Annotated in this window: 13 protein-coding genes; 5 read left to right on the top strand and 8 right to left on the bottom strand. The window is 57.3% G+C overall.

What is annotated here, in order from left to right; genetic code table 11:
* Positions 1-129: 129 nt before the first annotated feature.
* Positions 130-528 (bottom strand): TRAM domain-containing protein, encoded by a 399-nt coding sequence (locus tag D8670_RS18055; RefSeq protein WP_121819507.1) that lies wholly within the window; start codon positions 526-528, stop codon positions 130-132.
* 199 nt (positions 529-727) lie between these two features.
* Positions 728-1,060, bottom strand: coding sequence for a HalOD1 output domain-containing protein (locus tag D8670_RS21150; RefSeq protein ID WP_162994352.1), 333 nt, complete (start codon positions 1,058-1,060; stop codon positions 728-730).
* A gap of 94 nt (positions 1,061-1,154) precedes the next feature.
* Here D8670_RS21150 and D8670_RS21155 point away from each other — a divergent pair, with 94 nt between their 5' ends.
* Both D8670_RS21155 and D8670_RS21690 read left to right on the top strand, forming a co-directional pair.
* Positions 1,155-1,589 (top strand): DUF7344 domain-containing protein, encoded by a 435-nt coding sequence (locus D8670_RS21155; RefSeq protein WP_162994353.1) that lies wholly within the window; start codon positions 1,155-1,157, stop codon positions 1,587-1,589.
* Positions 1,590-2,008: 419 nt separating this feature from the next.
* Positions 2,009-2,143, top strand: coding sequence for a hypothetical protein (locus tag D8670_RS21690; RefSeq protein ID WP_255459080.1), 135 nt, complete (start codon positions 2,009-2,011; stop codon positions 2,141-2,143).
* Positions 2,144-2,216: 73 nt separating this feature from the next.
* Here D8670_RS21690 and D8670_RS18060 read toward each other — a convergent pair whose 3' ends face one another.
* Positions 2,217-3,638, bottom strand: a complete 1,422-nt coding sequence (locus D8670_RS18060; protein ID WP_121819508.1) for an FAD-binding oxidoreductase — start codon at positions 3,636-3,638, stop codon at positions 2,217-2,219.
* A 337-nt stretch (positions 3,639-3,975) separates the two neighbouring features.
* On the bottom strand, positions 3,976-4,350 hold the full coding sequence (locus tag D8670_RS18065; RefSeq protein ID WP_121819509.1) for an ABC transporter permease: 375 nt from the start codon (positions 4,348-4,350) through the stop codon (positions 3,976-3,978).
* A gap of 118 nt (positions 4,351-4,468) precedes the next feature.
* Here D8670_RS18065 and D8670_RS18070 point away from each other — a divergent pair, with 118 nt between their 5' ends.
* The 3 genes from D8670_RS18070 to D8670_RS18080 are packed head-to-tail and all read left to right on the top strand — an operon-like array spanning position 4,469 to position 6,827.
* On the top strand, positions 4,469-5,107 hold the full coding sequence (locus tag D8670_RS18070) for a flavodoxin domain-containing protein (RefSeq protein WP_121819510.1): 639 nt from the start codon (positions 4,469-4,471) through the stop codon (positions 5,105-5,107).
* On the top strand, positions 5,104-5,967 hold the full coding sequence (locus tag D8670_RS18075; protein WP_121819511.1) for a hypothetical protein: 864 nt from the start codon (positions 5,104-5,106) through the stop codon (positions 5,965-5,967). The genes D8670_RS18070 and D8670_RS18075 overlap by 4 nt, the downstream gene beginning before the upstream one ends.
* A 47-nt stretch (positions 5,968-6,014) precedes the next feature.
* Positions 6,015-6,827, top strand: coding sequence for a hypothetical protein (locus D8670_RS18080; protein WP_121819512.1), 813 nt, complete (start codon positions 6,015-6,017; stop codon positions 6,825-6,827).
* Between the two features lie 222 nt (positions 6,828-7,049).
* Here the strand turns inward: D8670_RS18080 and D8670_RS18085 are convergent, their stop codons facing one another.
* The 4 genes from D8670_RS18085 to D8670_RS18100 all read right to left on the bottom strand — a co-directional run bounded on the left by D8670_RS18085 (position 7,050) and on the right by D8670_RS18100 (position 12,683).
* A complete protein-coding gene (locus D8670_RS18085; protein WP_121819513.1) occupies positions 7,050-7,682 on the bottom strand; it encodes a flavodoxin domain-containing protein in 633 nt (210 codons plus the stop codon).
* Between the two features lie 1,169 nt (positions 7,683-8,851).
* On the bottom strand, positions 8,852-9,070 hold the full coding sequence (locus tag D8670_RS21160) for a hypothetical protein (RefSeq protein WP_162994355.1): 219 nt from the start codon (positions 9,068-9,070) through the stop codon (positions 8,852-8,854).
* A 1,632-nt stretch (positions 9,071-10,702) separates the two neighbouring features.
* Positions 10,703-11,086: a hypothetical protein gene (locus D8670_RS18095; RefSeq protein WP_121819515.1), complete on the bottom strand. Its 384-nt coding sequence runs from the start codon at positions 11,084-11,086 to the stop codon at positions 10,703-10,705.
* A 394-nt stretch (positions 11,087-11,480) separates the two neighbouring features.
* Positions 11,481-12,683: an orc1/cdc6 family replication initiation protein gene (locus tag D8670_RS18100; protein ID WP_121819516.1), complete on the bottom strand. Its 1,203-nt coding sequence runs from the start codon at positions 12,681-12,683 to the stop codon at positions 11,481-11,483.
* Positions 12,684-13,357 lie beyond the last annotated feature (674 nt).

Below are 13,357 nucleotides of genomic sequence, written 5' to 3' on the forward strand. Positions count from 1 at the left end.
GCTTCTACGAGGGCGTGCTCGTCGCAACCCTCGCCCGAGCAGTGGATCGTCTCGCCAACCTCGACACGTATTTCCTTGAGAGCAGCCTCTTAGTCGTCAGCGAACTGGTTTTTAAGGGGCTGCTGAGTACTACGCCGTTCGTTCGACGACTTCACCAAAAGCAACGTTATCTCGGACGTGGGAGATCTCAATAGAAACACGTTCGCCTAGTTCCGTCTCAGGGACGATGACAACATAGCCACGTTCAATGCGAGCGATCCCGTCTCCTTGGTCCCCAATATCTTCGATCTTGACTGTCCGTTGGTCCCCTTCTTCAACGGGTGGATCTTGAGTTTGCTGCTCTTGGACTACGTCTTCGATATTTGTTCCTTCCGCATCTGCTTGCCCTAATAGAGCTATCCGGTAGACTCCATTTGACTGAATAGTACCGAGAGAAATCTCTCGCTTCGGGATTTCGATGTGATAAGAATCACCCTTTTCTTTTACAGTAGCGCTGAACAGGGTCAGCAAGCTATCAGAGATATCCATTTCTATATCTCACTTTCAATAAGATGCCTGTTAGAATATATCTTTTACAAAAACTCCATCCAAGTATAGTTTGAATCAAATATTTGATGCCCGGAATGGAGGATGGAGCTTCCAGTGCTATCCCAGTAATACGGTCTCAGGTGATTTATTTTAGCACAAGGCAATCAGGACACGTCAAAGAAGGAATTCGGCGTGTATCTCAAAGTTCGTCACACTCCCCAGTTAGGGGCTGTGCCTGAACCTTACCGGATGCAATGACAGTCACTCGGTATCCAGCATACGTGAATATCACTTCTGTGTCAGCGGCTTGTGCTTTCTCTGATGTAAGAAGTTCGTTGAAGCTATCTGGAGGAATACACTCACTAATTTGAGGCAATTCATAGATGGATATATCAGAAACCGCCGCGATGAATTTAACGATGAGAGTAGTTGGGCGTGACACTGAGTCAGGATTATAAGATATCGAATGTGATTCTGCAGTAGAATCATATTCTATATCTCTTTTATCCAGTTGATTACTTGGGTTCGCCATTGGTTACCATCCTATTTCAGGGGCTTTCGGCCACTAATAACCCGACATTGTAGGCCCTACACTTTAGGTTCTGTGTGTTGTGTTATTAACACTCATGGACTCCTCCGGTACAGGCAGAATCCACCCTTCGGTCCATCCAAAAGAGGACATTAGAAAGGGATATATTATCTCTGATGGCGGTGGAGGGCCTCTGGAACGAGTTCTTATAGGACTAAGAAAACCCCGTCGACGATATCTTCTCTACTATCTCCAAGTGCAACAACATGCTCATATTGCCGAAGCAGCACAGTATATTGGTGCATGTGAGTGGGAATGCGAATTAGAAGAGGTACCAGCGGAGGCACACGAAGATATCAAGATCGATCTCTTCCATGTCCATCTTCCCTACCTTGCCGACCTGGATTTCGTTGAGTATGACCCTCGCAATGGGGATATCCGATTTTGTGACCCGCCAGACAAGTTGGTCGAGTTTCTTGAGTTAGCAGCAGAGACAGAAGATATAAACCTGCCAGACCTGGAGACAGACTAATTCGTTGGAGAAATTCTCTGTCAGTACCGTCTTTTACTGGAGACCGTCTAAAATAGGGCCTTAGTGGTTGACATACTCACATATCGTGCACTCAGTAGGGGACGGCGATGCTCATCTGGAAGAGCTGCGACGACTGCGTTCAGAAGCACCTCGGGAAGCAGTTGACACCTTGTTCGAAATACGGAGCCCGTTGCTCCCCCAAGGAGATCCCCCGTCAGGCTATCGGTGTCTCGACCGGAGAGACACCAGAGTATCACGGTCACCGTCCTGGTCGCATCGTCCTCGCTGTCCGCACCCAAACACGTAGTAGCAGACGACCGCGTGACGGAGCACTTGGTCCCTACCGCCTTCCTCCTTCCAACCCGAACGCGTGGGCCACTGGCGAGACGTCTATGTCCACTCTCGTCACTGCTCCAGATTTGCTGCCGACCCATCGAGACGATGCACTCGGCCTCGACAAGCGCGATCTCCCCGCCGACGCGACTCAGGCGGTCTTCAGTGTCGACGTGCTTCGACACCAGTACGGCATCGTCATACCAGCGACGTTCATCTAGAAAATCTGAAAGATAGGGCCGGTTACGAGTTTGACCCGACGGTACAGAGCCACTCTACGGTAGAGACTCCCGGTCAGACGTCCTCTGGATCAATGTTGACGTTCTGCTGGAAAAGATTCTCGGGATCATATTCGGCCTTCACCTCGGCGAGACGGTCATAAGTGTCGGCGTAGACCTGTTCCGTCCAGTCCTCCCAGTTGCGTTCCTCGACGCCGGTAAAGCCTGCATAGGCACCCACAGCACCGTTACGGCGGAGTTTTCGTTCAGTCTCGGCAGCCCAGTCAAGGGTGCGCTGGTTCTGGAACTCTTCCCAGTTGCCTTCAATGGTAATCATGTACTGCTTGTCGTCCCAAGCGTAGGCGGCGTCGGGACTATCGCCAATGTTGCCGCCAAGTGGCCAGACGGCGATAGCAGCCATCGAGGTCGGGGCCGCCTCGGTCTTCTCGACAATGAGATCCTGAATGTCGTCACTGAGTTCGTCCACGTAGACGGAGCGATGAGTGTACTTACGGCCCCACGGGTACATCTGAGTGCCAAGATCGTGAAGTGCCTCGTAGGGCATCACGTCGCTCATGTCGATCAGGGGCTCGCCGATTTCCCTGAGGGGTGCAATGACCTCTTCGCCTATCTCATGATCGCCTGCGTAGCAGCCAAGAATGCCGACAGCATCGGTGCCCGCAATCTTGTCCGGAATTGGTGGGAGGTTTGGGACGTGGCCGCTGAGAAGAATAGTGGTCAGTTCTTCAGGGGCGTCGCTCATGACCTGCCGGAAAGACTCCATCGCCTCAGTAATCATCTCATAGGGGTAGAAAATCCCGAGCGCCTGCACCATCGGACCGACATCGTACAGTTCAAACTCGAAGTTAGTGACGACACCGAAGTTGCCGCCACCGCCACGGACGGCCCAGAAGAGATCTTCGTTCTGTTCGGGAGAGGCTGTCCGTATCTCGCCGTCCCGCGTGACGATCTCGACACTGCGGAGCGCGTCGATGCCGAGTCCGTGCTTGCGTCGAATCCAACCGATGCCACCACCGAGCGTGGAGCCGGGAACTCCAACATCGCCTGCGCTACCCGTCGGACATGCAAGTCCGTGCTCTTGCGTCTCGGCGAGGACGTCCTCGACTCGGGTACCAGGTTCGATGTGGGCGACTTTCGCCCCAGGATCGACCTCTACGTCGTCCATCTTCGAGAGGTCGACGACGAGACCTTGATTGACAATGGCGCTGCCAGTCTGATGATGGGCACCACCTTGGATCGCGAGTTTAAGCCCAGTCTTCTGCGCGAATTGGATGGCAGTAGCTACATCAGCCGCACTTTTGGTCCGAGCGACGACTGCGGGATATTTGTTGATGAGTCCGTTCCACACGGTCCGCACCTCCTCGTATTCATCACTATCTGGAAGAACGAGATCGCCTTCGAGGCGCTCGGCAAATTCCTCGATATCCGATTCATCTAGGTCAGCGACCGTTCCCAGTGGATGCTTCTGTGCCGACATCAGTGCAGATTAGTGTCAATATCCTCACCAGTAGTAAAACTATTGTTTAGGCAACACTTGTGGGGTATTCCGCTACGCGTCGGAGTCTCTCCTTTAGAACAGGAGTCTTCTCGAGGAGCGACTGACCGTTCACCTCGTGGGTCAGTCCTCTCGTCATAGCCTTCGCCCGTGCAGTGGATCGTCTCGTCGACATCGACGTGCGTCCGGTCGACTACGAACTAAGGGCTCACAGGAGCGTTTTCACGGCCGCGAAATCCGTTAGGCTAAGAAAGCGGAGATCGGCCCAGCCACGGCAGGCGTCGTATTACGGGATCCCGCCGGCCCCCAGAGAGTAGCGCTACTGACGTGCATGGATCGTGAGTCCGGCCAGAATACCCAGATTGACGACGACCCCAGCAGCGGCGACCGGCCAGTCAAGCACAGTTAGCCCGAGAGAAAGAAGCGTCGTCCCTACTAGCAGCGGCCGCCACTGCCGCCAGTCTGCGACAAGGCCGACGGCTGCTGCGACGAAGCCAACTGCGGCCACCGCCCAGAGGGCACCAAAAACGCTGATGCCGGTGGGGCCGAGGTCTAGTCGGCCCCCGAGTACCGTCGTCTTGTATGGTAGCTCCGGGAATCGGGCTAGCTGGAGGTATGCGGCCGTTCCCAGTAAATGCACGATGCCGTGAGCAGCCAGTACAAGCCCGATCACGTATCTGAGCGTAGATGCCATACGCCGACCATTCGAACTGCTACTCCCGAACGGATAGCTGTCGGTGGTGCGACGCCCGGATCCCGATTCGGTGTCGATTTATTGCCCCTCGGAACGTACGTCGTAGAGATATCCAACCATGCTATCCTTCCTCGTGATCTACGGCACCGGCGAGGGACAGACCGCGAAGGTTGCCGACCGCATCGTCGCGGCGCTCAAAGCACGCGGACACGACGCCGTGGCGGTCGACGTTGACACCGACCGTGACATCGCCGTCACCGATTACGATGCGGTGGTGGTCGGCGCGTCGATCCACACCGGCAAGCATCAGCGCGAAATCCGGGAGTTTGTGCGTCGGCACCGTGAAACCCTCACGGCGGTGCCAACCGCGTTCTTCCAAGTGTCGCTGTCGTCTGCATCCGAAGAGGGCAGGGCCGCTGCCGCGGACTACGTCGAGACGTTCGTCGAAGACACCGGTTGGCATCCCGACCGGATCGGCCAGTTCGGCGGCGCCCTGCGCTACTCAGAGTATAGCTTCCTCAAGCGACTGCTGATGAAACAGATCGTAAAACGGAATCCGCCCGACGCGACCGGACACGTCGAGCCGTCGGGCGACATCGAGTACACTGATTGGACAGAGGTCGAGGCGTTCGCCGCCGACGTCGCCGCGTTCGTCGAGGGGCGGCTCGGCGTCACACCCCCAGCGGGCGACGGGCCAAACGGGGGTGGTGGAGCGGCCACCGGCCTCGGTAAGTCGGACTCCGGCATCGACAGATGAGCGCGACTACCGTGAAGCCGGGACGGGCGTACGTCACCGCCACGCTAGCCGTGATCGCACTGTCTGTCACCGCCAGCCTCCTCGGACTTTTCCGTGAGGGACACTACGACGTCGAGCCTGGGATCGTCCTCCGGCTCCAGGCGCAGGACGCCGTGATCCTCGTCGTGGCCGTCCCGGCGCTGGCACTCGCGCTGTGGACCGCGAGGCGGGGGTCGCTGCGAGGACGGATCGCATGGCTCGGAGCGCTCGCGTACATGACGTATGTGTGGTCCTCGATTACCGCGACGACGCCGTTCAACGAGTTCTTCCTTGGCTACGTCGCCCTGTTCGGGCTGTCACTGTTCACCCTCGTTGGGGGCGTCGCCCACACGGACCCCGAACCGGTCCAGCGGGCGCTTTCCGGGAAAATCTCCGAGCGCCTATACGCCGGGGTCCTGGCATTTATCGGCGTCGGCCTCGCACTTCTGTGGCTCGTCGACCTCGTGCCCGCGACACTGGCTGGTACCCCGCCGCTGGTTGTCGAGGAGCTGGGAGAGGGCGCGGTGCACACCTACGTTCTAGACCTCGGCGTCGTCGTCCCTGCACTCTCGCTCACGGCCGGCTGGCTCCTGCAACGTCGCGCGTGGGGGTACGTATTCGCTGGCGTCCTGTTGGTAATGGCGGCGCTGCTGGCGCCCGGCCTCGCCGCGATCACCGCGGCCGACGCGCTCGGCGACTACGTGACGCTCTCGACGCCGCTGATCGTGGGCACGGTGCTGCCACCTCTTGTCGCGGCGGTATTGGCCGTCAGGTACCTCCTCGCGTTCGACGGCAGCGCAGTGAGAGACCGCGAGCCGGCCGACAGGAGGACGGGATCGTGACCGCGCCCCAGCCCTCGCTCCCACGACAGTACGTTCTCGCGTCGGCCATGATCGTTGTGCTGACGGTACTCGCGACCATCGTCGGACTGTTCGTCCCTGGCTTCTACCGCGACGCGCCGTCGCTGCTCCCGCAGCTGTACGGGCAGGACTTATTGACGCTCTCGGTTGCCGTGCCTGCGTACATCGTCGCACTGTACTACGCCGCCCGCGAGTCACTTCGGGGCTACGTGGCCTGGCTCGGACTCTCTGGGTACCTCCTGTACACGTACGCCTCCTACGCGTTCATGACGGCGTTCAACGAACTGTACCTAGTGTACACGGCGCTACTCTGGCTGACGCTGTTCGCCTTCGTCGGCGGCCTCGTCTACCTCGACGCCGCCGCGCTGAAGCGCGCCGTCGGCGACATCGCCGTCCGGCCATACGTCGCGTTCCAGCTCCTGCTGGCCGTCCTCATCACCGGCCTCTGGCTGTCGGAGGTCCTCCCGGCGACGCTGTCGGGGACCGTACCGTCGAGCGTGGCCGAGGCCGGGCTACCGACCTCGGTCATCTACTCGTTCGACCTTGGGATCATCGTTCCGGCATTCGTCCTCACGGCGTATTGGCTCTGGGAGCGCCGACCGTGGGGGTACGCGTTCACCGCCGTCCTCCTTGTCAAAGTCGCGACGTTAGGCGGCGCCGTACTGGCGATGGCGGCGACGATGATCCGCGACGGCCAGCCTGTACCGCTCCCCCAAATTGTGATCTTCGGTGCGCTGACGCTGGCGAGTCTTGGCCTAATGGCCCGATTACTGCTGGCGATCGACCCGGAACGAGAGGCGCCCACGGCCGAGTCGACCGCGGAACGGCTGGACGAAACGTAAGCGAGGCGACGGTCCCAGTACGACCGCGCAATTGCCCGCGACCTACGACTGGAGAGCGCTGCCTCGAACGTGGCGTCCGAGGAAGACCACCACGGCCGCGGCAACGGCGGGCGAGACGACTGACCGTACCCCCGGCGCGTTAACGTAGCTGAGACCGACACGTGATCACGGCCAGCGTGGCGCCGACGTACGCCCGCCCCGACGGGTCGGCAGTCGCGCTCATCAGACGACGTCTGAGTCCGACTTGTCGTCACCGGCGTCCGGGACGTTCGCGTCTGACCCGCCGCTCATCGGCGGCGCGAGGCCAAGCCGTCCCTCAACGAATGCGGCAACGTCGGCGGCGAAGGCCTCGACCTCCGCCCAGTCGGTGTACGCGACGTCGCCCGACGGCTCGACGCGGTCGGATGCATCCGGCGGCCCCTGCTTTACGATCTGTTTAATCAGCAATCGCTTGAGGAAGCTATACTCTGAGTAGCGCAGGGCACCGCCGAACTGGCCGATCCGGTCGGGATGCCAGCCGGTGTCTTCGATGAACGCCTCGACGTAGTCCGCGGCCGCGGCTCTGCCCTCCTCGTTTGCGGACGACAGCGACAATTGGAAGAACGCGGTCGGCATCGCCGCGAGCGCTTCCTGGTGCTGCCTGACGAACTCCCGGATCCCACGTTGGTGCTCGCCGGCGTGGACCGACGCGCCGACCACCACCGCGTCGTAGTCGTCGACGGAGACGTCGCCGTCCTTGTCTGCGTTGACCACCGCGGCGTCGTGACCGCGCTCGTCGAGCGTCGTGACGATGCGGTCGGCCACCTTCGCAGTCTGTCCTTCACCGGTGCCGTGGAGTACGAGGAAGGATGCCATATTCGAGTATCCCTTGACCTACGTTTTCTGTAGCAATAAAGCACGGCTTGGTCGTCGCATATGACACCTTGTCCGAGATCCGGAGCCCGTCGCCACTCTGGGAGATTCACCGTCGGGCTATCGGTGTCTCGGCCGGGGAGACATCAGAGTATCACGGTCACCGCCGCGGTCGCATCGTCCTCGCTCTCCGCGCCCAAACGCGTAGTGGCGGACGACCGCGTGACGGAGCACTTGGTTCCTATCGCCTTCCTCCTTCCAACCCGAACGCATGGGCCACTGGCGAGACGACTACGTCCACTCTCGTCACTGCTCCAGATTTGCTGCCGACCCATTGTGACAGTGCACTCGGCCTCAACAAGCACGATCTCTCGCCGTCGCGACGTTCGTACGCGCCAAGCCCCGTCCGTGCACTGCGGCCCGAACGCTACCTCAATGTCCGACCTTGACGTGTGCAGGCGAACAACGACCGCGACGGGCGCGACGTAGTGAACCCGGCCGTCGCAATCTCACAATAGACCGTCTTGCCGTCCTGAGTGCACGAACCGAATTGCTGGCCCCTATTGCTCCAAACAGTCACTGCACCAGAAAGATCTGACTGAATCAATTGAGGAGTCATTCTCTTTGCTCAACTTCTCTAACCGCTATTTTAGCTCAGAATCAGAGCCACTAGCTCAGTTAACCTCATCGCTTGCATCTTTACTCAATACCAGTACCGGCGTTCTAACTTAACGTATCACGGAATCCTTTCCACTGGGGAGGGAGAGATAGCTTCTAATGAAAGAGGGATATCTCGTTGATGAGCCCTCCTCTGAGAAATACTTACCAGCCAGCAGTGGGGCAAACCTCCTGCTGCATAATTCTATTTACCGGAAGATCTCCTTACTCCAGATCCAGAAATTCAGGCCAGAACAATCCAATCAATGTGGCCTTGCCTCCGCTTTCGCTAGACTGCTATTCGCACATATTGATTTTCCAACTATATAACTCGGGTTCAAATAATAGTACTTCCATCATATTTATTCCAATAATTATAGTCACGCCCTCGTTGCGGAATTAGGTGAAATGGTATTAGATGACGTGGTGTGTGAATGTTCTGAATGCGGAAGAATAGTAAACTGCACAGTCAATACGCGATGTCCAGAGTGCCAAACAGTTCTTCCAGAACTGTGTTAGGTGTCGCTCGAGAGGGGATTTTCTTCATCCGAAACAAGAGTATATGCTTTGTCCGTCACTTCTACTGCCTCGATCACTGCTTCAGCTAACTGCGGTTCGTCTTTAAGATCAACTGTCTCGAGAATCCTCTCGAGTTGTACATACGCGTTTGCAAGCCAGACCGCTTTGTTCTCTTGTAACGCCGCCGCGGAGCGATGTTGTGCCTCACTAGCCATGCCACCTCATTGTCTGTGATTGGGGTTAGTAATGGAGCTTTTACTAAAAAGAGAAATTCTAAATCGATAGGACAGGATCGCAACGATAGCAGTGAGTACGAATCCGCAGTTCTATTTCCCGAACTACAGCGATGATGGAGCCGAGAATTCATCATTTCCACAAATGCAGGCACCGTCAGTCCCTACAGGCCGTAGTTCACTATCATCAGTAGATTGGACGAGATAGATCGATCCACACTCTGTACATTTGCCGAACGTTTCCGGTTCACCACCTGATTTTGGCCTACTCATCACCCCGTCACTACTCTCCGCGCTTACATAGCCACTCAATATCGTTGCTGCCGGTTTCAATCCGTTTCATTGGTCAAACCGGTGAAATTGGAGTCTACTCTTAGTCGCAGTCCCGATGAAGTCCGACCTCCGCCGTAACAACGTTTGGACGCGACGATCGTACCCGCCGAGGTCCGACGACGCGCTCGGCTTCTACGACGAGTTCTTGAACTTATTTCTGTGTGGCAACTCCATGCACGCCTCGACGAACACCTGCTAGATACAGTACATGTAACTATAGGATATAGTGAGTTTCGGGATGAATAGGCCGCCAGCCATGCTTCGACTGGCGGCAACTACGTTGGATCGGTTACGGCACTTGGTTGTCCATGAAGTGCGGGTGTCCAAGCTAGTGGTTGTTGCGACCACGACTGCGTGGCAACAACAGTGGGGTCTCCCCCACAGGGGATGGTTAGGTAAATCATGGCATGTAAATCCCATCGTGAGTAGAACGAGATATTCAGAAGGCAGGTATTTCGCCACCAAGGAGTCTATTGTCGACGAACTCGGCTAAGGGGGTGTGGGTGGGGTGAACGACAGTCCTAAATTGGAGTTGAAGCCCTCGAATAGGACGTCGCCCACCTTGTCATGAAAACGCCCAACAATTATAGATTCTGAAACAGGAAATCCCCAACCACTTCTTCTGGCCTCATTTTGGAGCCGCCTGAATTCGGCAGTCACACTGCAACGCAGCTCGCATTGTCCCTCTAGAAGCGCGTCGTGCAGTTGCAGATCGATCACGACGTTCCCGAGCATCAGCCCGAACGCGCCGGGCCGCAGTGTCGGGAAAGACAGATCGAGTACAGGGCATCGACGATGTGCGAACCCAAGAGCGATCTATTGACCGACCAGAAATTGGCGAGTAGACTCTCCCCGAGCTCACCCATCGTGACTGACTGTGGAACGTAAACATCATGCCGTTCCCAGAGTCCGTCTGTACGCATCGGGACGGTTGACGAGGCCGCCCCGAGTTCGAGTTCCGTCCGAACGGTCTCGCCCCACGGGATCACCTCGTCCGCGGGCGTTCAGAGCGCGACTGAGTCAGCTCCAAGCGTCGGGCCCTCCCCCGGCCGTCGTGAGCGTCGCGGTCGCCGTGAGCGGCAGCTCAGGCGGCTTCGTCGCTTTCCAGAACGCTCGGTCGCGGCGGTCACCAGTACGCCGGGTCTCTTCCAGAAGTGGTTCGGCATCGCCGTCGAAGGGGAGTTGGATCTCAACCGAGGTATGATCCATAGCCAGCAGTCAATTGTTTCGTTAATATCAGCGGATATGGTTTAAGAAGTAACGCTGACATCCGCTACGAACTCAAAACTCCACTTTCGATCGTGGAATAGCGAGACCCGACTGGAACAGCGCCGGCGAGCCGTCGTGGAGATACTTCGGGAGCGCTGTTACGCGGTCGCCGCGCTGGCGAAGCGCCGCCTCGTACCGACGTTCCACGGACGCGCCGGTCTCATCGTTTCGGTAGCGAACGTAGATCGCTGCGGACTCGGCAACGTTGACGGAGTTCCCGGACTCAGGGAGGACATGCTCGTAGCGTTCGAGACACGCCCTGTCAGGCGTAAACAGCAGTTCGTCCGCGTCGGGGACGGCGTCGCGACCGGCGTCAAGCCATGACTGAGGGACATCGAAGCGCCTGCTAGCGATTCTGTCGGTGGACTTTTTACGTGTGCTCTGTGAGGTACTCATGGTCGTTGCCAGACCAAACGGGTCGCTGCTGGAACAGCGGCCTGGGACTTTCTCCCGGACAAACTACCGGCGTCAGTCTACTCTAGATCACGGTATCCAGTCACTTATTACCATCTATGTATATTATAAATAAGGTATTTTCTGATAGCCTGTATTCCGTATCTACGCTGCTTTATCGGCGTTCATCGGCAGATACACCCAATCAAGTATTCATGTAAACTATATTATATTTTTGCTTCGATCCCCCTGCTACTGATCCCCTGCTTTTGCCATTCGTTTCATTCAGCCGATAGTGGAACGAACAGACTACCTTTACAGATCGCGAGAAGTTTCTCAGCCTCGGCTTTAAGTGCTTCTCGCGATAAGGGTTCGTAGTGAAGGATTCTGTGGGAGACTACGCCTCGCCGAGCGCCTGTAGAACGATGTCGGTCCCTCGCATCAATCGGTGTTTGAGATAGCTTCCTTCGCTCTTACCGCCCCCAGTATGGCGTGATTCCGTCACACCGAGGAACGACTGCTCTTTGAGTAGCCGGTAGACGCGGTCCTGGCTCAGTGGATCACTCCCAGCGTTCGCGGCGATATCGCGATAGACGCTGTAGATCTCGCCGGTCGCGAAGGCGTCGCCCTGCCGGTTCTCGGTCAGTTGTGCCAACGCTCGAAGGAGATACTTGACGTGTGGCGTCGACCCAGAGACGAGTTCCTGGAACCGCTGTACCTCGGCTTTCTGCTGGCCACGCTCAACGTGGTCCTCAGTCACGCGGTCGTCGTTCTCCCGTTCGGCGAGCTCGCCAGCTTTCTGGAGGATGTTGATCGCTTTGCGGGCGTCGCCGTGCTCACGAGCAGCCAACGCTGCAACCTTCGGAATTACGGCGTCCTCAAGAACGCCCTCCTTGAACGCGTCGCGACGATTTTCGAGGATCGTGCGGAGTTGGCCGGCGTCGTAGGGCTGGAAGATGATGTCCTCGTCCTGGAGGCTAGAGTCGATTCGTTCGCTCAGGCGGTCACGGAACTCGATCTTGTTACTGATGGAGATGACGCCGAGGTAGCAGTCCGTCTTCCCCGTTTCCTCTGCACGCGAGAGTTGCATCAGGACCTCCTCGTCGCGGAGGATGTCGATCTCGTCGAGCAGGATGATGCAGGTATCGCGAGACTCGAGTAAGTCCCAGAGATAGCGGTAGTACTCGTTCGCCCCGATCCCCTGCTGTGGGATGTCGGGTGCGCCGTCGGTTTCTTCGGCGAGCTGTGTCGTTATCTCGCGTGCGACGCGTGTCTCCGTGTCGGCATCGGAGCAGTCAATGTAGACGTGAGAGAAGGCGACGTCGTTCTGGGCGGCAATCTGGCTGGCGCGTTGCGTGACGTGTCTCGCGACGAGGCTCTTCCCGGTCCCGGTTTTCCCGTAGATAACGACGTTCGATGGTGGGCCACCGTCCGTTGCGGGACCGAGTGCCTGGCCGACGCTTTTGAGTTCCTTGTCGCGGCCGACGATCCGGTCTCGATCAGGGACGTGACCAACGCGGAGGAGTTCGCGGCGGGCGAAGATATCCCCCGTCGCGAACAAATCGTCGTCGGAGAACTCCGAGAGATCACGATCGGGCATGGCTAACTCGTCTCGTCGGGGGAGTATAAATATACGGGACCCGATACCGAGTGAAAACGTTCGTCAGACGAGTGTGAGCGGTGCTACGGTCGTTATAGCAGTAAAGACGGTGGTGACACACACCCCTGGCACCGAGTGAAAACCGAATAGGTGTCGCCACAATCACTGTTCAGAGAAATATCCCGCACATAAAGCCGCGCAGCAATAACTTCGATTTCAGCTGTAGTCTGCTGTAGCGGTGTTCTCACTAGCTATTGTGTATGTATGTATTGCTTGTACACCTAGCTATATTATAACGCGAAGTAAGTGGCAGCTCGGGTTGTCCCGATGAACGTTGCCGTCCCGTTCAGTTGACTCCTCTCACGCGTGAATTTGGTCGCTGGACGTGTTTCCGTTTTCACTCGTTGTCGGGGGTGTGTGGGCTCCGGATTTTCAATCGTTGCCTGGGGTGTCCGTGGATTGCTTTTCGATGTCTGATGAGCCTCAGACGTACGTTTTTCACTCGTTGCGAGGGGTGTGTGGTCTTCTCTGTTCACTCGTTGCACGGGGAGTCTCCCGTATCCTATCAACGTTCGGTACATCGATTTCTACTTTCACGGGGCTTGGTGTACCTATTAACGCCACCGGGCAGTAGTGGCGAGATGACATGATCACTAATCCGGAGGTTTTTGATC

This window comes from Halostella limicola (genome assembly GCF_003675875.1).
Taxonomy (GTDB): domain Archaea; phylum Halobacteriota; class Halobacteria; order Halobacteriales; family Natronoarchaeaceae; genus Halostella; species Halostella limicola.